Raw genomic sequence first — 20,447 nt, 5'->3', positions numbered from 1 at the left:
CGGCGACGGCTGCGGCGAGATCTCACCACCCGGGATACCCCACGCTCACCGACCCCGAGTCGGCCGACACCTCGACGGACCGGTGCGACGCGGGCTGCTGGAGCTGGTCGTCGATGTGTACCCGGCCCGAACCGGCATGGCCACGGACGCGGTAGCGGGAACCCGGTGGGACCGTGACGGTCAGGGAACCGGAGTCGACCGTGCCGGTGACCCGGCGGGGTGCGGCGCCGAAGTCCAGTTCCACCGTGCCGGAGTCGGCCCGGGCGTGCATCTCGGGGGAGAACAGCACCGTGCCGGTCACGGACCCCGAGCCGGCGTGGGCGGTGACGGGGCCGTGGACCGCGTACAGCTTGACCGTGCCCGAGCCCGTGCGGATGTCCAGCGGGCCGGTGAGTCCGCTGGCCCGGACCGTGCCGGAGTCGCTCACCACGTGCACCGGTGTGCCGTCGGGAACCTGAAGGTCCAGCGCGATCCGGCAGCCCATGCTGGTCATGGCGAACGTGCCGTCGCACGCGGTGCGTATCTTCAACCGGTCGCCGACCCACCACCGTTCGACCTTGGGGGGACGGCTCAGCGACCAGGACAGTCGCTGCTGGATGCGGATGCCGCCGTCCCGGCCCGGGCCTACGCTGACCTCCGCGCTGCCCGCCTCCACGTCGACGGATCCGATCCGGTGCCGTTCGCTGGTCTCGGTCACGTGGGTCGAGCGGGTCTGGCGGGCGAACTGCCCGTACGCCTCACTGCCGAGAGGGGCCAGGACGAAGAGGGCGCTGATGACCGCGACGGTGATCCACAGGCCCCGGTGGCGGGGACGCGACGGCAGACTCATACGCCGTCCAGGAACCGCAGCACCGCCAGGACCCGGCGGTGGGCGCCGTCCGCGTGGGGCAGATCGAGCTTGGAGAAGATGCTGTTGATGTGTTTGGCGATCGCGCTCTCGCTCACCACGAGTTCCCCGGCGATACCGGCGTTCGACCGGCCTTCCGCCATCAGCGCCAGCACCTCGCGCTCACGTGGGGTGAGCCGCTCCAACGGGTCGGCACCGCCGCGGCGCAGCAGGAGCTGGGCGACGACCTGCGGGTCGAGCGCGGTACCGCCGCCCGCCACCCGGCGCAGCGCGTCGATGAACTCCTCGACGTCGGCAACGCGTTGTTTGAGGAGGTAGCCGATGCCGCCCGCCTGCGCGGAGAGCAGATCAGCGGCGTAGCGCTCCTCGACATACTGGGAGAGCAGCAGTACGGCCGTCTCGGGCCACTGCCGTCTGATCAGCAGGGCGGCTCGTACCCCCTCGTCGGTGAAGCCGGGCGGCATCCGGACGTCGACCAGCGCCAGCTGCGGCCGGTGTTCCTCGACCGCGGTCAACAGGCCCTCGGCGTCACCGGTTTCGGCGGCCACCTCGAACCCGGCCATCTCCAGCACCTTGACCAGCCCGATCCGCAGCAGGACCGAGTCCTCGGCGATCACAGCACGCACGGCAGCTCCACGGTGATGAGGGTCGGGCCCCCCGGGGGGCTGTCGATCTCGATGGTCCCGTCGACCGACCCTACGCGTTTGACCAGGCCGGCCAGTCCGGTGCCGTGCGCCGGATCCGCGCCGCCGGTCCCATCGTCGTGGACGGTGATCCGCAGCCGGTCGGCCCGGCGCCGCAACCGCACGCCGACCCGGGTGGCCCGCGCGTGCTTGGCGACGTTGGTGAGCGTCTCCGAGACGACGAAGTAGGCGACGGCCTCCACCGTGGGCGAGGGCCGCTCGGCCATGTCGACGGTCAGCTCCACGGGCAGCGGGGCGCGGGCGGCGATCCCGGAGAGCGCGGCGTCCAGTCCCCGGTCGTCGAGCACCGCCGGATGCAGGCCGCGCACCAGGTTGTTGAGCTCCTCGATGGCCTCCTTGGCCTCGCGGTGCGCCTCGTCGATGACCCGCCTCGCCTCCGGCGGCAGATCGGTGAGGGTGGCGCGGGCGAGCCCCAGGTTCATCGCCAGGGAGACCAGCCGCTGCTGGGCCCCGTCGTGCAGGTCCCGCTCGATGCGCCGGCGTTCGGCATCGGCCGCGTCGAGGGCTCCGGCCCGGCTGACGGCCAGGTCCTCGACCCGGCGCCGCAGTTCACCGGCCCGGCTGGGGCCGAGCAGCGCCGCCGCCGCACCGGTGTCGAGCCGGACCACGGCGGCCGCCACCCACGGGGTGAGAAGCAGCAGCAGGACACCGAGGACCGTGAGCGGTACATACTGCCGGGACCAGTCGGGCATCGAGGCCCGCAGCGGCACCGCCCACAGCCACGACAGCACCAGCGTGCAGACCAGTCCCACGCCCCAGGCGGCGACCACCACGACACCTCCGACGGCGGCCAGGGGCGCAGCCACCAGGTGATAGGCGCACTGCCGCCACGTCGACTCCGCACGCAGCCGGCCGGTCACTCCGCGCCAGGTGTACCAGGGCGCGGGCGCCGGGACGCGTGGCACGTCGAGTTCGAGGAGCGACCAGAAGCGGCCGCGTTGCAGGGCGGTGAGCACCCCGCTGGCGAGCAGCATCAGCAGGAGGGCGGTTCCGGTCTTCCAGGGGGCGCACAGGGCGAGCCAGAGGGCGGCCGCCGCGGGCAGCGCCAGGGGTAACCCGGCGGTGACGAAAGCGGTGTTGCGCCACGCCCAGGCCGACCAGGGCGCGTGTGCCGCGGCCCAGTCGAGTGCGCGCCGCCGCGGGCCGTTGGTTGGCATGAGACAACCGTAGACGGCCAGGTCAGGGCGGTGCCATGCAGTGGGGTTCAGGGCCGGGGTGTACCTGGCACCACCCCGGGGTCGGAACCGTGCGCTACTGACCCGGGGTGGGCCGGGCGGCTTGGCTTGAGGGCGTACCCGACCGGAAGCAGGAGACGCCATGTCCACCCTTGTGACGCCGCCCCGTTGTGCGACGCCCGCCCGCTCTCTGCCGGCCGCCGGGGGTCCGCTGTCCACGGCGCTGGTGTGCGGGGGTGCCGCTCTTCTGCCGTGGATGGTGGTGCTCGCCAGGACGCTGCCCGCGACGGCGGAGGTACGGAACTGGTCTTCGGCATGGGTGGGCCTGGACGCGGCCCTCGCCGTCGGGCTGGCCGGTACGGGGCTGTTGCTGCGGCGCCGTGACCGGCGTCATGTCCTGGCTGCGGCGGCCACGTCGGCGCTGCTAGTGATGGACGCGTGGTTCGACGTCCTGACGGCCCGGGCGGGCGTCGAGTTGCTGACGGCCGGCCTGCTGGCCGTCTGTGTCGAGCTGCCGTTGGCGGGGGTGTGCGCGCGGATCGCGGTACGGGGACTGCCGGGCCGGGATGCACGCTCCCTGGCCGGCCCGCACCGGCTCCCGGTAGAGCGATAAGCAGAGAATCGGACATATGGAAGGAATGTTAAAACCCTTCACAGGTAGGGTAATTCGCGCAGTGTGTGTATTCGCCGGTCCAGTCTCGGACCGGTCGTCCGCCCGCTGTCGGCCCATGCGGTGGAGCAGACATTTCCGTGTGCGGGACAAGACCCCCCACCCACCTCAGGGAGTGCCATGTTCACCCTCGCCTTGCCTACGCCGCCGCCACTCGCCCAGGCCCGGGGCTCCGGATTGAGTGCCGCGTTCGCGGCAGGGGCCGTCATTCCCGTGGGCGACACCCCCGGGGGAATCGCTCTCACACCCACTGGGACCCGCGCTTACGTGGCCAATCACGGCTCGAACACGGTGAGTGTGCTCGACACCGTCACCGACACCGTCATCGACACCATCGCCACAGGGGGCGGGCCCAACGCCGTAGCGTTCAGCCCGGACGGTACCCGGGCGTATGTGACCGTCGCCGACGACGGCCTCGTCAGCGTGATCGACACCGCCACGAACACCATCGTCACGGACATCGCCGTCGGGGCGGGAGCGACGGGGGTGGCCGTCACTCCGGATGGCAGTCGCGTCTACGTGACCCTGCAGAGTTCGGACACGGTGGGTGTGATCGACACCGCCACCAACACCGTCACGGCCTCCATCCCGGCCGCGGGCACGCCACTCGGACTGGTCATCACCCCGGACGGGACGCGCGCCTACGTCGCATGTCTGTTCGCGAATGCCGTCAGAGTGATCGACACCGCCACCAACACCGTCATCGCCACGATCCCCGTCGGTCCGGTTCCCATCCTGCTGGCGGTCAGCCCCGGTGGGACACACGTCTACGTCACGAACGTCGGCAACTCGACGGTGAGCGTGATCGACACGGCCACGAGCGCCGTCATCGCCACCGTCGGCGTCAGTGCTCAGCCGCGCTTCGCGGCAGTGAGCCCGGACGGCTTCCACGTGTACGTGGCGAACTCCGGCCCGGACACGGTGAGTGTGATCGACACCGCCACCCAGACCGTCGTCGAGAACATCGGCGTGGGAGACGGTCCCACCGGCATCGCGCTCCTGCCCGACGGAACGCGCGCCTACGTGACCAACGCGGTGGCGGGCACGGTCGGTGTCATGGCGACGACCGTGATTCCCGACCAGGGCTCGACGGCAGGCGGGACCACCGTGACCCTCACCGGTCACCACCTGGCCAACGCCACCGCCGTGCACTTCGGCACCGCCCAGGCTGTCATCACCGCCAACACGGCGACCTCGATGACCGTCACCGCTCCCGCCGGATCCGGTGCCGTTCCCGTGACGGTCACCACCGCGGGTGGCACCGGCACCCTCGGACACTTCTACTACGTGCCGGTCCCCGCCCTCAGCGGCATCAACCCCGCAGCGGGTCCCGTCGCGGGCAGCGATGACGAGATCGTCCTCACCGGCCGTCATCTCGCCGGAGCCATCGACGTGTACTTCGGCACCACCCGAGCCGTCATCCAAACCGTCTCCGACAACCAGGTCACCGTCAGGGCCGCCGGCGCCCCCGCACCGGGCGGCACCGCCGTCACCGTGATCACCGCCGGTGGGAGCGCGGGCGGCCTGTCCTACACGTACCTCGACCCGTCCACCGTCACCGGCGTCAGCCCCGACTCGGGACCGACCACCGGCGGCACCGAGGTGACCATCACCGGCACCGGCCTGGCCGGCACCGAGCAGGTCACCTTCAACGGCATCCCGGCAGCCTTCACCGTCGTCTCCGACAGCACCCTGACCGCCACCACCCCGCCCAGTGGCGCCGCCGGCCCCGTCGGCGTCACCGTCACAGGCCCCGGCGGCGCCCCGGCCGGAACGTTCACCTACGTCTCCGAACCCGACATCTGACGTACGCGCCGGCCCGCCGCGCCGCGCCACACCGGTGACGGTGACCGTCCGTCAAACCGAAGCCCGTCCGGGGAGCACCTCCCGGACGGGCTTCGGCCGCACGCCCTGCCTCACGCCTGCGTCATGCCTACGTCATGCCTGCCTCACGCCAGCCGGATCACGTTCCACGACAGCGGCGCGAGGGCAGCGGTCAGGGTGCCGTCCTGGAGTGCGGTCCCGGAGACCGTTCGCGGGGCGACCCGCTCCTGGTCGTCGAGGGTGTTGCGGGCGTCCGGGTCGGTGTCCGTCAGCACGCTGTGTTCGACGACCGACGTCAACTCCAGGCCGTTCAGGGCCACTTCGAGCGGCAGCGGCTCGGTGCGGCTGCGGTTGACCGCGAACACCGTGACCGTGCCGTCGTCCGCGCGGACCGCCGTGGCGTGCAGCAGGTCCGCCTCGCCGTACTTCTTCGTCTCGTACCGCGGCGAGTCCACCCGTACGTCGAGGACCTGTCCGCGCCCGTACCTGGCGGCCTGGGCGAACGGGAAGAACGTCGTCTGCCGCCAGGACGCGCCGCCCGGCTCGGTCATGATCGGCGCGATGACGTTGACGAGCTGGGCGAGGCACGCGACGGTCACCCGGTCCGCGTGCCGCAGCAGCGCGATCAGGAGCGAGCCGAAGACGACCGCGTCCAGCACGCTGTAGTTGTCCTCCAGGAGGCGCGGGGCCTCGGGCCAGTCCAGCGGGTCGGCCAGGGCGGACTCCTCGTGGCGGGACAGGTACCAGACGTTCCACTCGTCGAAGGAGAGATTGATCCTCTTCTTCGACTTGAGCTTCGCGCCCACGTGGTCGCAGGTCGCGACGACGTTCTCGATGAACGACTCCATGTCGACGGCGGAGGCGAGGAAGGAGTCCACATCGCCGTCGAGAGGTTCGTAATACGCGTGCAGGGAGATGTGGTCGACCAGGTCGTACGTCTCCGCCAGGACCGTCGCCTCCCACTCCGCGAAGGTGGACATGGACTGGCCCGAAGAACCGCAGGCGACCAGTTCGACGGAGGGGTCGATCTGGCGCATGGCGCGGGCGGTCTCGGCGGCGAGGCGGCCGTACTCCTCGGCGGTCTTGTGGCCGGTCTGCCAGGGCCCGTCCATCTCGTTGCCGAGGCACCACAGCCTGATGCCGAAGGGGTCCTTGTCGCCATGGGCCGCGCGCAGGTCCGACAGGGCGGTGCCCGAGGGGTGGTTGGCGTACTCCTGGAGTTCCAGGGCCTCGGCGACCCCGCGCGTGCCGAGGTTGACGGCCACCATCGGCTCGGCCTGCGGGCCGACCTTCTTCAGGAAGGCGACGTACTCGGAGAGGCCGAAGCGGTTGGTCTCGGTGGAGCGCCAGGCGAGGTCGAGGCGGCGGGGGCGCTCGTCGACCGGGCCGACCGAGTCCTCCCACTTGTAGCCGGAGACGAAGTTGCCGCCGGGATAGCGGATCGCGGTGACTCCCAACTCCCGTACGAGGTCCAGCACATCGGTGCGCAGACCCGCCTCGTCGGCCGCGGGATGGCCCGGCTCGAAGACTCCGGTGTAGACGCAGCGGCCGAGGTGTTCGACGAAGGATCCGAAGAGACGGGGGTCGACCTCGCCGACGGTGAAGGCGGGGTCGAGGGCGAAGCGGGCAGTGCGCATGGTGTCCTTTCGGGAGTGTGCAGCCTGTTCAGGCTGAGCCTCGGGACGGGAGCGACAGCGGCACGCTGCGGTTCAGGTCAGGTCGTCCCATGCCCTGCCCTTACTGTTCGATATTCCGGATCATGCTCGTAACTTCGAACGGGACCGTAAGGAGTAAGCGCTTTCGCGTCAATGCTTTGCGCAAAAGTCGACCCCCGCCCGATGGCCGGGCGGGGGTCGTGGTGAAGAGTGCGGGCCGTGAAGGGGCGGCGGCTCGCGCTAGCCGGCGAACGCCGGTTGCGGCAGGCCCTTTCCGGCGCCGGGGAGTACCAGCAGCGAACCGGACATCGGGTGCGGGGCGGCCAGGCCCGTACGGGCCGTCGTGATGTACAGGTCGGTCAGGCCGGCGCCGCCGAACGCGCAGGCCGTCGGGCGGCGCACGGGGAGTTCGAGCACGCGGTCCAGCGCGCCGGACGGCGTGTAGCGGCGGACCACGCCGCCGTCCCACAGCGCCACCCACACACAGCCGTCGGCGTCGACGGTGAGGCCGTCCGGGAATCCGGCGCCCTCCTCGACGGTCGCCAGCGTCCGCCGGCCGACCGGGCGCCCGTCCTCGTCCACGTCGAAGACGTCGATCCGACGGGTGGGCGTGTCGTTGAAGTACATCAGCCGTCCGTCGGGGCTCCAGCCGACGCCGTTGCTGATGGTGACGTCGTCCAGCACCGTCCGGGCCGTGCCGTCGGGGGCGAGGCGGGACAGCGTGCCGCCGCCCGGCGCCTCGTCGTAGCGCATCGTCCCCGCCCACAGCGAGCCGTCGGCCGCGACCGCCGCGTCGTTGCCCCGGCGGCCGGGGACGGGCTCGCGGTGCAGCCACCGGAAGTCGCGGCCCCCGGGGCCCTCGGGCCCGTAGAGGCCGACGCCGTCGCGGAGGTTCACCACCAGGCCGCCGCCCGCGCGCGGCTTGGCGGCGCCCACGTGCTGTTCGGTCGCCAGGACCGTACGACGGCCGGAGGCGGGGTCGTAGGTGTGCACCCTGGACCCGAGGATGTCGACCCAGATCAGCCGCTGGGCGGCGGTGTCCCAGGTCGGCCCTTCGCCGAGGGCCGCATGCGCGCGTACCGCGACGTCGAGGCCGGTCACCCCACGCTCCGGTGCCCGAGCCGCTCCGACAGCTCGGCCGCGCCCTTCACGGCGAGCTGCTCCAGCTCCACCCGGCGCTCGTCGCTCCAGCGGATCATCGGGATGGAGATGGACAGCGCGGCGACGACCTGCCCCGCCCGGTCGCGCACGGGCGCGGCGACGCAGCTGACGTCCGGATTGGACTCCCGGTTCTCCACGGCCACGCCCCGGCTGCGGATCTCGGCGAGGGCCTCGCGCAGGACGGCCGGATCCGTGATGCTGTTCGGTGTCATCGCGGCCAGTTCGACGCCGTCCGGGACCCGCGAGGTCAGCTCCGGGTCGGAGAGGGAGGCGAGGAGCATCTTGCCCACGGACGTGCAGTGGGCGGGCAGGCGCCGGCCGGCGGCGGAGACCATGCGCACCGCGTGCGTGGAGTCCACCTTGGCGATGTAGATGACGTCGGTGCCCTCCAGGATCGCCACGTGCACGGTCTCGTCGCAGGTCTCGGCGACGGAGCGGGCGACCTGCTGGCCCTCTGCGGCGAGGTCCAGCTGCTCGGCGTAGCGGCTGCCGAGCTGGTACGGCCGGACGCCGAGGCGGTAGCGTCCCGGCTGCCCCGGCACCTGGACGATGTAGGAGCGGGCGGCGAGCGTGGTGACCAGCTCGTGCACGGTGGTGCGTGGCAGCTGGAGTCTGCGCACGATGTCGGGGGCGGAGAGCGTGCCGTCCCCGTCGAGGAAGAGCTCGAGAATGTCGAGAGCCCGGGTCACGGCAGGTACGAGGCGTCCCACAACCGGCCCCCTCCTTGCGTCTGTGGTGACTGTGTTCGAAATCTCAACAGTCGATCGGCATGACGAACACAGGCTAGTCATAGTGGCTTGGCCGGGCAATGGCCCTGCGGTGCGGACGTTGCGGGAAGTGACGAGGGTGCAGCTCTGCGGCGTGCCTTTGGCTGTCGGCGTGCACCGATACCGCATACCTCTGACGGTCGGCGTGCCCGGGCTGTCGGCGTCCACGGCTACCGGCGGGCCCTGGGGCCGCCGAGTTCGCCGCGCAGCCGCTGTGTCCGCAGCACCAGCTCCAGCTCGAAGCGGCGGTCGGGGTCGTCGATCTCGCCGCCCCACAGTTCGCGGATCTGCCGGAGGCGGTAGCGGACGGTCTGCGGGTGGACGCCCAGGCGGGCCGCGACCTCCGGAGCCCCGCCCCGGGTCTCCAGCCAGGCCAGCAGTGTCTCCGCGAGGCGGCGCTGGTGCGTGGGGCCGCAGTGGGCCAGCGGTGCCAGGCACCGTGACGCCAGGTCGTCGATCAGCTCCTCCGGCTGCAACAGGACGAGCGCCTCCGTGTGCTGCGTGCAGTGCAGCACCTCGCCGCCCGGCAGCAGCCCGCGCTCCATGAGCCGTACCGCCGCCTCCGCCCAGCGCAGCGACTTCGCCGCCTCGGCCAGGGGGACGGGCGGGCCGATCGCGCCCGCCCAGCCGGTCAGGGCGCGGTGCAGCAGCTCCGGACGCCCGGCGGCGTCCGGCTCCGGCACGACCATGTGGGGCTGCTCGTACTCCATGTCGAGCAGTACACCCTGCCCGACCGCGGGGGCGACGGCCTCGCGCGCCGGACGCAGCAGTACGCCCACGGCGACCTTGTCGGGCAGCGGCCAGCCCACCCGGGCGGCCCGCTCGGCGAGCGCGTCGGCCGGGTCGCCGCGGTGGTGCTCGGCGAGCAGCAGCTCCATGAGACGCCGCTGAAGGCGCAGGCGCTCGCCCGCCTGCCGGGCCGCGGCCTCGGCGTAGCCGCGTACGGACTGGTCCACCAGGCCGTCCAGATACTCGTAGCCCGCGTCGACCAGTTCGTACATCGCCGGAGGCGGGATCTCGACCTGCTGGCCGATCTCCGCGAAGCGGCGCCAGGCCAGGCGTACGCCGAGCCGGTAGATCGCCTGGAGGGAGTCGAGGCTGCGGCCGTTCAGTCCCTCGCCGCGGCCGAACTCCTGGAAGACCTCGGGAGGGACGCGGGGGCGGCCCTCGGCGGTCTCCAGGTGCTGGACGAAGACCTCGATGGCGCGGCGGATGCCGACCAGTGCCATGGGCTCGCCGGAGTCGTCGAGAACGACGGGCAGATGCGGGTACTCACGGCGGATCTCGCACAGGATCTCCTCGGCGAGCAAGGGTGCCTCGGCCATCGCGAGCGCCGCGAACTGCCGCACCTGGAGACGCGGCACATCCCGCCAGGCCGAACGGGTCGGCAGGGCCGACGGACGGGCGGTCACGGGGCTGCTCCTGGAGTCGGTTTCTCCCGGCGGGCAGGCACCGTCAGCGCTCCTGGCCGGTGTGCTCGTATGTGATCAGTGGGGTGTTCGGCTGGTCCGGGGTCGCGTCGAGCAGGGCGACGATGCCGAGCGCGGCGCCCACGGCGAGTGCGGTGGCGGCCACGACGGTGAGAGCGGCGGCAAGCAGTCTGGACATCGCAGGGTGAGCCTCTCTGTCGGAGGTCGTCCCCACCCCAGCGCTCCACGGGACCGAAGGCGCACGGCCCCGTGGTCCCTGCCCGGCTTGCCGGTCCCGTCCGGCAAGTCCTCAGTCTCGGCAATGCATTGACACCCCGTCAAGGGTGCGCCTACGGTTCCCGGCCCGTACCGCACGCGCACTTTCCCTCTCGGTGTCGACTCACCCGTGGACATGCATATCCACCCGTACCATCCGCCTCACCTGGTGTGTCGAGCCGTCTCACGCCCCTGGAGTGCCCGGATGCGCCGAACCGCCTCACCCGTCTCCTTGATCCTGCTGGGCCTCGGGACGTTCCTCCTCGTGCTGGCCCCGCTGCTCGCCTGGTACGTGAAACCGCGTGCCGCCGTGAATCCGATCGACATCGACACCACCGCCGTCTACACCGGCACCGGCAGCGTCTTCGACGTCGACAAGGTCGACACCGTGGCCGGCCAGAAGATCACCGTCACCCAGCGCGTGCGCGGGAACGTCGCCGACAGCGAGCGCAGCGGCAAGGCGGTCTGGGACGTGACGACCACCGTCGACACGGACAAGTCGCTGCCGGCCGCCGACCCGCACGACGCGCTGGAGTTCATGCCGGGCCGCTGGGTCACCGACCGGAAGACCAACCGGCCGGCGCACTGCTGCCGGGAGAAGCCCTACTTCGAGGGCGACGCCTATCTGAAGTTCCCCTTCGACGTGCGCAAACACGCCTACCGCTGGTGGGACAACTCCCTCGGCGCGACCGTGACCCTCACCTACTCGGGCGTCAAGAAGATCCAGGGCTACGAGGGTTACCGCTTCACCGGCACCGTGCCCGCGACGCGGACCGGAACCCGCCTGGTGCCGGGCGCCCTGGTGGGCCGCCCGAAGAGCAGCCAGGTACTGGCCGAGGAGTGGTACGCCAATCACGGGATCGAACTGGTCGCCGACCAGCGCACCGGACGGGTGCTCTACGCCCAGGTCGGGCCCCGCAAGACGCTGCGGGCGCCGGGCGCGAAGAAGGACGCGGTCGTCCTCCTCGACAGCCGGAAGATCGCCTTCACCGCGGCCACCCAGAAGGACCAGGTCGAGCAGGCGAAGAAGGAGAGTGGTCAACTGCGCATGGTGGGGCGGACGTTGCCCATCGGTGCCGGTGTGGCGGGATTCGTCCTCGCTGTGGTGGGTGCCGTTTTGGTGGTACGCGGGCGCTCACATCCCGATACGTCCGAGTCCTCCCCGCCTCCGCCCACGATATGACGTGGCGTCAGCTCCACAAACCCCGGAAATTGTCACCTCGGTGAGTAGCCGCGCCGGACCGCTCGGCGAAAACTGTCCCACCCCACCCGAGCACAACCCGGCCACACCCGAGCGACAAGAAGAGCTCAGACCCCCCAGAAGGTCCCCCCGCACGGCCGACCGGCGAGCTGCCCGCCCGCCCTCCCCACGCTGAGTTCCGCACCCCGAGACGAGTTGGAGCACCCATGCCCCAGCACGTGCCGTCCTCACTGCGCGACGCCTTCCCGCCTGCCGCGCAGTACCCTCCGGACCCTCCGGCGCTCCCCCCACAGCCGCGCCGTATCGTCTTCCTCGCCCATCGCGATCTCGGCAATCCCGCGGCGGGCGGCTCCGAACTGCTCGTCGACCGGCTCGCCGACGGACTGACCCGCCTCGGACATCAGGTCACCCTGCTGTGCGGCGGACCGGCCTCCCCGGGGCTCCCGGCTCCTCCCCCGGGCTCTCGGCCTCGCTCGAACGGGGACCCCCATGAGCGGGGAGGTACCCCCCGGCACGACTACCGCGTCGTCTCGGCGGGCGGCGACCTCGGCCATTACCTGCGCGCCCGGTCCGCCTTCCACCGCCGGGTCGGCGCCTGCGACCTGCTCGTCGAGGTGTGCAACGGCATGCCGTACCTGGCTCCGCTGTGGCATCGCGGGCCGACCCTGTGCCTGGTCAACCACGTCCACACGGACCTGTGGCGGATGCGGTTCGGCGGGCCCCTGGCGCCGGCCGCGCGGCTGGGCCGAAGACTCGAACACTGGGCACTGGCCGGTGCGCAGCGCCGGAACCTGCTGGTCGCCGTCTCGCCGTCGACGGCACACGCGTTGCGCGCGATCGGCGTCGAGCGCGAGCGCATCCGGGTCGTGCACAACGGGGTCGAGGAACCGGGGCCGCGCGCGCCGCGTTCGCCCGAGCCGCTGTTCGTGGCGATGGGACGGCTCGTCGAGTACAAGCGGATCGATCTGCTGCTGCGGCTGTGGGAGCGGGTACGGCCGGTCACCGGCGGCCGCCTGGTGATCGTGGGCGACGGACCCGAACGGGCGCGCCTGGAGCAGCTCGCGGGGCCCGGCGTGGAGTTCGCCGGGCATGTCTCCGAGGCCGAGAAGCACCGGCTGCTGTGCGCGGCCTGGCTCCTGCTGCACCCCTCGGCGGTCGAGGGCTGGGGCCTGGTGGTGACCGAGGCCGCCGCCCGTGAGACCCCGGCGATCGCCTTCGACGTACCCGGTCTCAGGGACTCCGTGGCCGACGGCGAGACGGGAGTGCTGGCCCGCGGCGAGTCGTCCTTCGCGGCGGCCTGGTGCGCCCTCGCGCTCTCCTCCCACCGCCGTGAACTGATGGGCAAGGCGGCCCGCGACCGCGCCGCCCAGTACCGCTGGAAGCACACGGTCCGCCAGTTCAGAGCGGTGGCGGCGGAGGCGGTGAGGGGCCGGACCCCATGAAGGATCCCTCGATACGCCGCTCCCTCGCCCTCTTCCGTGCCTTCCGGCACGAGCAGGAGGACCCCGAGGCCTGCTACTCCCTGCTCGCCCGGGACGCCGCCGACCAGGTGGAGGCGTACGGCGGCCCGGTGAAGGCCCGTACCGTCGTCGACGTCGGCGGCGGGGGCGGCTACTTCACCGAGGAGTTCCGGCGGCGCGGGGCCGGCGCCTACCTCTTCGAGCCGGACGTAGGGGAGCTCGGCCCGAAGCCCCCCGCCGGGTCCGTCGTCGCGGACGGATATCTGCTCCCCCTCGCGGACGCGGTCGCCGACGTCTGCTTCTCCTCCAACGTTCTCGAACACGTGGCCGATCCGCAGACCTTCCTCAGCGAGATGGTGCGGGTGACCCGGCCCGGCGGGCTGATCTACGTGTCGTTCACCAACTGGCTGTCCCCGTGGGGCGGTCACGAGTGGGCGCCATGGCACTACCTGGGCGCCGAGCGGGCCCGCGCCCGCTACCGCCGGCGCACCGGACGGCCCGCCAAGCACACCCTCGGCGAGAACCTCTTCGCCGTGCACATCGGACCCACCCTGCGGCAGGTGCGCGCCCGCGACGACGTCACGGTCGTCTCGGCGCGCTCCCGCTACTGGCCGTTCCTCGCGGAAGCCGTCGCGAAGGCGCCGGGGCTGCGCGAGTTCGCCACCTGGAACCTCCTCCTCATCCTCCGGCGGTGTCCACCATGACGAGCACGGTCCAGGCCCCTCCTCCCGCGCCGGTACGACCTGTAGGGACCGCCGAGGGGCCGCCGGAAGGCCCGCGGTCGCGGCGCTGGCTGCTGGGGTTCTGGGCCGTGGTGTTCGTCCTGTTCCTGGCCGTGCACCCCGGGCGGACGACGTTCGACACCAAGCTGGGTGTCGCCCTCGATCCTTGGCAGTTCCTGTCCGACCTGGGGCAGCTGTGGCACGACCGGGGCGGCTTCGGCGGCATCCAGGACCAGTACGTCGGCTACGCCTGGCCGATGCTGCCGTACTACGGGCTGTGCAAGCTGATCCACCTCCCGGTGTGGCTCGCGGAGCGGCTGTGGTTCTCCCTCGTCGTGTCCGTCGCCTTCTGGGGCGCGCTGCGGCTGGCCGAGCGGCTGCGGATCGGCACCGGCCCGGCACGGCTGCTCGCCGCCGTGGCGTACGCGCTGTGGCCGGTGTTCACGGTCGTCGTCGGCTCGACCTCGGCCGCCGCGCTGCCCGGCGCGTTCCTCCCGTGGGTGCTGCTGCCGCTGACGAACGAGCGGCACAGCGCCCGGGTCGCGGCCTTCCGCTCGGCCCTGTTCATCCCGTTCATGGGCGGCGTCAACGCCGCCGCGACCCTCGCCTCGCTCCTGCCCGTCGGCCTCTACCTGCTGTCCCGCCCGCGCGGACCACGCCGGCGCAAGCTGATCGGCTGGTGGGTCCTCGGCGTGCTCCTGGCGACGGCCTGGTGGGTGGTCCCGCTGCTGATGCTCGGCATCTACGGCGAGAACTTCCTTCCCTACGTGGAGACTGCGCGGACCACGACGGACACCATGTCGGCGGTCGAGTCGCTGCGCGGCGCCGGGAACTGGGTGGCGTATCTGCACTTCGGCGAGGCCTGGCTGCCGGCCGGCTGGACCGTCGCGTCCTCCGTCCTCGTGATCGTCTGCTCGGCGCTCGCGGCCGGCCTCGGTCTCGCCGGGCTCGCCAGACGGGATCTGCCCGAGCGTCGCTGGCTGGTGCTGACCGTGCTGGCGGTCGCGCTCATCACCCTGGCCGGGTACGGCGGTTCGTTCGGCGCGCCCTTCCACGGGGTCGTCCAGGACTGGCTGAACGGCTGGCTCGTCCCCTTCCGCAACATCTACAAGTTCCAGACGGGGCTCGCTCTCGCGCTCGTGTTCGGCCTGGCCCATCTGCTGGGGGTCGCCGCGCAGGCCCGCGGGGCGCGTCCCGTGCGCGGCCGCCGGTTCGCTCCGCTGATCGCCGCCGTGCTGATCCTTCCGGGACTCGCCTGGCCCTACCTCAACGGCTCGGTCCTGCAGCCCGGCTCCTTCCAGGAACTCCCCCGGTACTGGCACACGACGGCCGACTGGCTGAAGAAGTACTCGCCCGACTCCCGGGCGCTCGTCGTCCCGGCCACCGCGCACGGCATCTACACCTGGGGCTCCCCCATCGACCAGCCCCTCGACGTGCTCGCCGACTCCCGCTGGGCCCAGCGTGACTACGTGCCCTTCGGCACCCCCGGCAACCGGCGCGCGCTGGACGCGGTCGAGCAGGCCCTGATGACGGGTGGCGAAGTCCCGGGCCTGGCCGACTACTTGAGCCGGGCCGGGCTCTACTACGTCGTCGTACGCAACGACCTGGACCCCGACCAGATCGGCTATGTACCGACCACGACCGTGAAGCGCACGCTGGAGCAGTCCGGCTTCCAGCGTGTCACCGGCTTCGGCCCGGTCATGACCGGGGGACGGATCGCGGACGACACCCCCATGCAGGTCGAGGGCCTGTATCCGCGCCAGCGCGCCGTGGAGATCTACGAGCCGGGCACGGACGTACCCCGGCCCGGGCAGGCCGGGCTCACCCCCGTCGCGGGCACCGCCGTCGTCTCCGGCGGCCCGGAGTCGCTGCTGCCGCTGTCCGCCGACCCCGCGATGCGCGACCGGGCGGCCGTGCTGACCGGCGACAGCCACCCCGGCCTCGGCGCCCCGGAGATGCAGGTGGTGGGCGACGGGCTGCGCAGGGCGGACACCCGCTTCGGGCTGGTCAACTCCAACACCTCGTACACGTATACGCGTGACGAGCGGAACGCGAGCGACAGCGCCCAGGATCCCGGCAGGCCACCGCACCAGATCCTGCCGGCCAAGGGCCTCGACCGTCAGACGGTGGCCGAACTGCGCGGGGCCCGCTCGGTGACGGCGTCCTCCAGCGGCAACTGGCTGTTCCACCTCCCGCAGTACGACCCGGTGAACGCGTTCGACGGCAACCCGGACACGGCGTGGGCGGAGGGCGCGGCGGGCTCGGCCGACGGGCAGTGGCTGCGGATCGCCTTCACCGGGTCCGTGGACCTGCCGTCGTCGTTCAAGGTGACCCCGCTGCCGCAGGGCGGGGTGCGGTCGGCGGCGACGCGGGTGCGCGTGGAGACGGAGAAGGGTTCCGTCACCAGTTATCTCCAGCCCGACGGCATGACCCAGAAGATCAACGTCCGTCCCGGCTCGACGAGTTGGCTGAAGATCACGATCCTCGACTCGGTGGAGCGGCGGACCGGGCTCACCGGAGCGGGCTTCTCGGAGATCCGGATCCCGGGTGTGCAGGTGACCCGGATGCTCCGGCTCCCCACGGACGCCTCCGGGTCCGACGCCGCGGCCGAGATCGTGTCGCTGCACCGCGCCGCCGACCCCACCGGCCTCTCCCCGACGGGCACGGAGGCGGGCCTGCACCGCCGCTTCTCGACGGCGGCGGCGGGGACGTACGAGGTGAAGGCGAGCGCGGTGCCGATCGCGGGCGAGGGGCTGGACCGGCTGCTGTACGAGGTGGCTCCGGACCAGCGGAGCCGGATCACCGCGACGGCCGGCTCGACGGCGAAGCTCGGCGCCGGCCTGTCGGCGCGCAATCTCACCGACGGGGATCTGACCACCGCGTGGATCGCCGGGGACAACCCGACGATCCAGCTGAGCTGGCCGGGCAAGCAAGCGGTCGGCTCCCTCGTCCTCGCCCCGGCGGGCGGGCTCTCGTCCCGTCCGACGAAGGTGTCGATCAGCTCCCCGGACGGGGCGGCGATCGCCGGGGTCGACGAGAACGGCTGGGTCCGCTTCGACCCGATCACCACCGATCGGCTGGACATCACCGTCACGGAGACGGCCCCCGTCACGGTGCACAACCCGGTCGCGGACGACGACCTGCAACTCCCCGTGGGCCTCACGGAGGCGTACATCCCGGCCCTCGACCAGTACCGGACGCCGCAGCCGTCGAGCACCCGGACGTTCTCGCTGCCGTGTGGGAAGGGGCCGGTGCTCGCGATCGACGGCAAGCTGTACGAGACGAGCGCGAGGGGGACCGTACGGGATCTGGTCGAGCGCCGGGGCATCGAGCTGACGCTCTGCCGGAAGGGGCGTGCGAGCGCGGCGGTGGACCTCGGCTCGGGAGCGCACCGGGTCGAGGCCGGGGACGCGGGGCCGCTGGCGGTGACGGACGTGACGCTGACCCGTGGGACGGTCACCGAGGCCGCGGCCGCCGGGCGGGCGCTGCGGATCGCCGACTGGCTGGGCGACCGCCGCGCGGTGACGGTCGAGGGGGGCGCGGCCTCGTACCTGACGACGTACGAGAACTACAACGACGGCTGGGAAGCCACCCTGAACGGCAGGAAACTCACGCCGGTACGGCTCGACGGCTGGCAGCAGGGCTGGCGCGTCCCGGCCGGCGCGGGCGGCACGGTCAAGCTGTCGTACGCGCCCTCGACGACGTACGAGGCCGGGCTGATCGGCGGCGGGGCCGGTGTGGCGGCCCTCGTGGGCCTCGCCCTGTGGCGGCGCCGCGCCCCCAACGCCGACGAGCCGCAGCCGCTGCCGCCGGCGCCCGGCCTCTGGCTCGGCACGGTGGCGCTGACGCTGGTCGGCGTCGTGATCGCCGGGTTCTTCGCCCTGCTGGTGCCGGTGCTGGCGCTGCTGGCGTGGAAACGGCACGCGCTGCTCGTACCGATCGCGTTCCTGGCGCTCGCGGGGGCGGGGATCGCGGCGGCGACGGGGGCCGGGTCGCCGGTGTCGGCGAGCGAGGGCGCGTTCGGTCCGGTGGCTCAACTGCTCGCGCTGATCGGGCTGTTCGCCGGTCTGGTGAGCATCCCGGAGCCGGTTGCCTCCGGCGGTGACGGGACGACGCACCGGGGCGCTGCCTCCGGCGGTGACGGGACGACGCACCGGGGCGGAGTACCGCCCGGGGCGCAGGCCCCGGCGGAGCCGTTGCGGACGGAGCCGTTGCCGCGGCGGCCTCGCGGCGGGAGCCTCCTGGGCAAGAAGCCGGGGGCGAAGCCCAGCGAGGAGAAGCCGGGGGCCACGGGCGCACCGGGCGCCGAGGCCGCAAGCGCACCGGGCGCCGGGCCCGCAAGGACACCGCATGCCGAGCCCGCGGGCTCGCCGCAGGGTGAGCCCGCGGCCGGCCACACCGTCTCCGCGCGCGGTCCCGGCCGCCAGGAGCCCGATCCGCCGACGGCACGTCCGCCGCTGCGCGGGCCGGGGTTCAGGGACGCCGCGCCGGACGACGACACGGGGAAGGGAGATACCCCATGACCGCGGTGGAGCACCCGGCACGCGACGGCACGAACGGCCCCGCGCGGCGGCCGCGGCGCATCCCGTTCCCCGTGGTCGACGAGGTGGCCCGGCACTGTCTCCAGGAGGAGGAGCCGGAGACGGTCCACATCGAGGTGCATCTGCCGGGCCGCCTGGACCCGGCCCGCCTGCGCACGGCGTTCACGCGGGCCCTGCACCGCCACCCCCGCATCCTGATGCGCGAGGCCGAGGGCCCCTGGTACCGCCGTCGCTACGAGTGGGAGCTGACGCCGGACCCGGACGTGGACGTGGTGTCGTTCCCGCCGCCGGACCGGGACGCCCTCAAACACGCCCGGGACCGCGCCCTGGGCGCCGCCCCGCCGCTCACCGCCTCGCCGCCGATCCGCCTCGAAGTGGTCGACGAGGACGACCCGTCGCACGGCACCGTCCTCTTCCTCACCATCAACCACACCGCCCTGGACGGCCCCGCGTGCCTGCGCGTCCTGGCCACCGCGGCGGAGCTGTACGGCGGCCGCGACAACTCCCCGTCGGCGCCTCCCGTACGGACGCCGGACGCTCCCCTGGAGCAGGTGGACACCCCGTCGACCTGGACCCCGCCCGCCCGCGTGGCCCACGGCGCTCCCGAGCCCTCCCCCGGCAACGGCGTACTCGTCACCGAACTGTCCGTCCCGCACCGCCCCAAGGGCGCCCCCTACACCGTGAACGACCAGCTCATGGTCGCCACGGCCCTGATGATCGCCCACTGGAACCGGGAACACGGCGCCCGCCCCCGCCCCCTGCGCATCACCATGCCCGTCGACGACCGCCCGCGCGGCACGGACATGCCCATCGGCAACGGCACCCGCCTGGTCGAAGTCCCCTTCGCTCCCGCGGAGTTGACCTCCGTCGACCGCGGTTCCATGCCCGACCTGCTCCGCCGCACCGCCGACCGCACCCGCGCCCTCAAATCCCTTCCGCGCCCCCAACTGGGGCACGGTGCTGCTCTGTTGACCGCGCCCGTGGTCCCCGTCCCCTGGCGCGCGGCCCTGACCCGCGGTCTGCGCAGGGCCGCCGCACCCTGGACGTCGACCACCCTGCTGAGCAACATCGGCCGCATCCCGTACGCCCTGGACTTCGGCGACACGGCGGGCCGGGCCCGCGCGGTGTGGTTCTCGGCGCCCGCGCGGATGCCCCGGGGCCTGACGGTCACCACCGCCTCCACCGCCGGCCGCCTCCATCTGGCCCTGCGCTGGTCGCGCACCCTGCTCAGCCACGGCGACGGCGCCCACCTCCGCGATCTGTTCGAGCAGAGTCTGCACGCCACGCAGGAGCGCCACCCATGACGACAACCACCCCCGTACGCAATGGACTTCGGGACTTCTATGAGGATCCCGCCGTCCCCGTCGCCTCCGGCACCCCGCGCAGCCTGCGGCAGGCCCGCATGCTGGCCGCCGCCCTCGGCCCGGCCACCGCGGGCGCGAAGACCGTTCTCGACATCGGCTGCGGCGACGGCACCGCGGCCGCCACCGCGGCCCCGTTCCTCGCCGGGCACCGGCTCGTCGGTGTCGACTGGTCCCAGGACGCCCTCAGGCGCGCGCACACCCGGCTGCCGTACGCCGTGCGCGGTGAACTCACCGACGGGGGGCTGCCGTTCGCGTCCGCCACCGCCGACGCCGTCCTGTTCAGCGAGGTGATCGAGCATCTCGTGGACCCGGACGGCGCCCTCGACGAGATCCGCCGCGTGCTGCGCCCCGGAGGTCATCTCATGCTCTCCACCCCGAACCTGGCCGCCTGGTACAACCGGGCGCTGCTGCTCGCCGGCGTACAGCCCGTCTTCTCGGAGGTCAGCCTGCGCGCGATCCACGGCCGCCCGGGCACCGAGGTGGTGGGCCATCTGCGGCTGTGCACCGCCCGTGCGCTGCGGGAGCTGATGACGGCATCGGGCTTCGAGGTCGTACGGCTGCGGGGTGCGCCCTTCCACGGCGTACCGCGCCCCCTGCGCCCGCTGGACCGCCTCGCCTGCGCGGTCCCGTCGGCGGCCTCGCTGCTGCTTCTGCACGCCCGAAGGACGTAG

Annotated in this window: 16 protein-coding genes; 8 read left to right on the top strand and 8 right to left on the bottom strand. The window is 72.6% G+C overall.

The window, feature by feature from the left end:
- Positions 1–22: 22 nt before the first annotated feature.
- Genes SAVERM_RS29645 through SAVERM_RS29635 form a run of 3 tightly spaced genes read right to left on the bottom strand, consistent with a single transcriptional unit; the run spans position 23 to position 2,870 of the window.
- A complete protein-coding gene (locus SAVERM_RS29645; protein ID WP_010987150.1) occupies positions 23–829 on the bottom strand; it encodes a DUF4097 family beta strand repeat-containing protein in 807 nt (268 codons plus the stop codon).
- Positions 826–1,473: a response regulator transcription factor gene (locus SAVERM_RS29640; protein ID WP_010987149.1), complete on the bottom strand. Its 648-nt coding sequence runs from the start codon at positions 1,471–1,473 to the stop codon at positions 826–828. The genes SAVERM_RS29645 and SAVERM_RS29640 overlap by 4 nt, the downstream gene beginning before the upstream one ends.
- Positions 1,461–2,870, bottom strand: coding sequence for a sensor histidine kinase (locus tag SAVERM_RS29635; RefSeq protein WP_010987148.1), 1,410 nt, complete (start codon positions 2,868–2,870; stop codon positions 1,461–1,463). Before SAVERM_RS29635 ends, SAVERM_RS29640 begins: the two co-directional genes overlap by 13 nt.
- Here SAVERM_RS29635 and SAVERM_RS29630 point away from each other — a divergent pair.
- Positions 2,869–3,339, top strand: a complete 471-nt coding sequence (locus tag SAVERM_RS29630; protein ID WP_042493727.1) for an LPXTG cell wall anchor domain-containing protein — start codon at positions 2,869–2,871, stop codon at positions 3,337–3,339. The genes SAVERM_RS29635 and SAVERM_RS29630 overlap by 2 nt on opposite strands.
- 177 nt (positions 3,340–3,516) lie before the next feature.
- The gene (locus SAVERM_RS29625; RefSeq protein WP_010987146.1) at positions 3,517–5,202 is read left to right on the top strand and encodes an IPT/TIG domain-containing protein; all 1,686 of its coding nucleotides are present in this window, start codon (positions 3,517–3,519) and stop codon (positions 5,200–5,202) included.
- Positions 5,203–5,345: 143 nt separating this feature from the next.
- Here SAVERM_RS29625 and arfA read toward each other — a convergent pair whose 3' ends face one another.
- From arfA to SAVERM_RS43435, 5 genes are all read right to left on the bottom strand, one after another.
- Complete coding sequence (gene arfA, locus SAVERM_RS29620) at positions 5,346–6,857, bottom strand: arabinosylfuranosidase ArfA (protein WP_010987145.1); 1,512 nt, start codon at positions 6,855–6,857, stop codon at positions 5,346–5,348.
- Between the two features lie 258 nt (positions 6,858–7,115).
- On the bottom strand, positions 7,116–7,976 hold the full coding sequence (locus SAVERM_RS29615; RefSeq protein WP_010987144.1) for an SMP-30/gluconolactonase/LRE family protein: 861 nt from the start codon (positions 7,974–7,976) through the stop codon (positions 7,116–7,118).
- Positions 7,973–8,746: an IclR family transcriptional regulator gene (locus SAVERM_RS29610; protein WP_010987143.1), complete on the bottom strand. Its 774-nt coding sequence runs from the start codon at positions 8,744–8,746 to the stop codon at positions 7,973–7,975. Before SAVERM_RS29610 ends, SAVERM_RS29615 begins: the two co-directional genes overlap by 4 nt.
- A 227-nt stretch (positions 8,747–8,973) precedes the next feature.
- Complete coding sequence (locus tag SAVERM_RS29605; RefSeq protein ID WP_010987142.1) at positions 8,974–10,215, bottom strand: PucR-like N-terminal domain-containing protein; 1,242 nt, start codon at positions 10,213–10,215, stop codon at positions 8,974–8,976.
- Between the two features lie 43 nt (positions 10,216–10,258).
- A complete protein-coding gene (locus SAVERM_RS43435) occupies positions 10,259–10,411 on the bottom strand; it encodes a hypothetical protein (protein WP_167544203.1) in 153 nt (50 codons plus the stop codon).
- 282 nt (positions 10,412–10,693) lie between these two features.
- On the opposite strand from SAVERM_RS43435, the gene pgfA reads away from it, so the two are divergent.
- From pgfA to SAVERM_RS29575, 6 genes are all read left to right on the top strand, one after another.
- Positions 10,694–11,671: a cell envelope lipid trafficking protein PgfA gene (gene pgfA, locus SAVERM_RS29600; protein ID WP_010987140.1), complete on the top strand. Its 978-nt coding sequence runs from the start codon at positions 10,694–10,696 to the stop codon at positions 11,669–11,671.
- Between the two features lie 224 nt (positions 11,672–11,895).
- Positions 11,896–13,131, top strand: coding sequence for a glycosyltransferase family 4 protein (locus SAVERM_RS29595; protein WP_010987139.1), 1,236 nt, complete (start codon positions 11,896–11,898; stop codon positions 13,129–13,131).
- Positions 13,128–13,853 carry a class I SAM-dependent methyltransferase gene (locus tag SAVERM_RS29590; RefSeq protein ID WP_010987138.1) on the top strand — a complete coding sequence of 242 codons (726 nt, stop codon included), beginning with the start codon at positions 13,128–13,130 and terminating at the stop codon, positions 13,851–13,853. Before SAVERM_RS29595 ends, SAVERM_RS29590 begins: the two co-directional genes overlap by 4 nt.
- A complete protein-coding gene (locus tag SAVERM_RS29585) occupies positions 13,850–18,394 on the top strand; it encodes an alpha-(1->3)-arabinofuranosyltransferase (protein WP_010987137.1) in 4,545 nt (1,514 codons plus the stop codon). Before SAVERM_RS29590 ends, SAVERM_RS29585 begins: the two co-directional genes overlap by 4 nt.
- Positions 18,391–19,716 (top strand): condensation protein, encoded by a 1,326-nt coding sequence (locus SAVERM_RS29580; protein WP_010987136.1) that lies wholly within the window; start codon positions 18,391–18,393, stop codon positions 19,714–19,716. Before SAVERM_RS29585 ends, SAVERM_RS29580 begins: the two co-directional genes overlap by 4 nt.
- Positions 19,713–20,447, top strand: coding sequence for a class I SAM-dependent methyltransferase (locus tag SAVERM_RS29575; protein WP_010987135.1), 735 nt, complete (start codon positions 19,713–19,715; stop codon positions 20,445–20,447). The genes SAVERM_RS29580 and SAVERM_RS29575 overlap by 4 nt, the downstream gene beginning before the upstream one ends.

Source organism: Streptomyces avermitilis MA-4680 = NBRC 14893 (genome assembly GCF_000009765.2).
Taxonomy (GTDB): Bacteria; Actinomycetota; Actinomycetes; order Streptomycetales; family Streptomycetaceae; genus Streptomyces; species Streptomyces avermitilis.
This window is presented reverse-complemented; position numbering and strand designations above follow the sequence as displayed.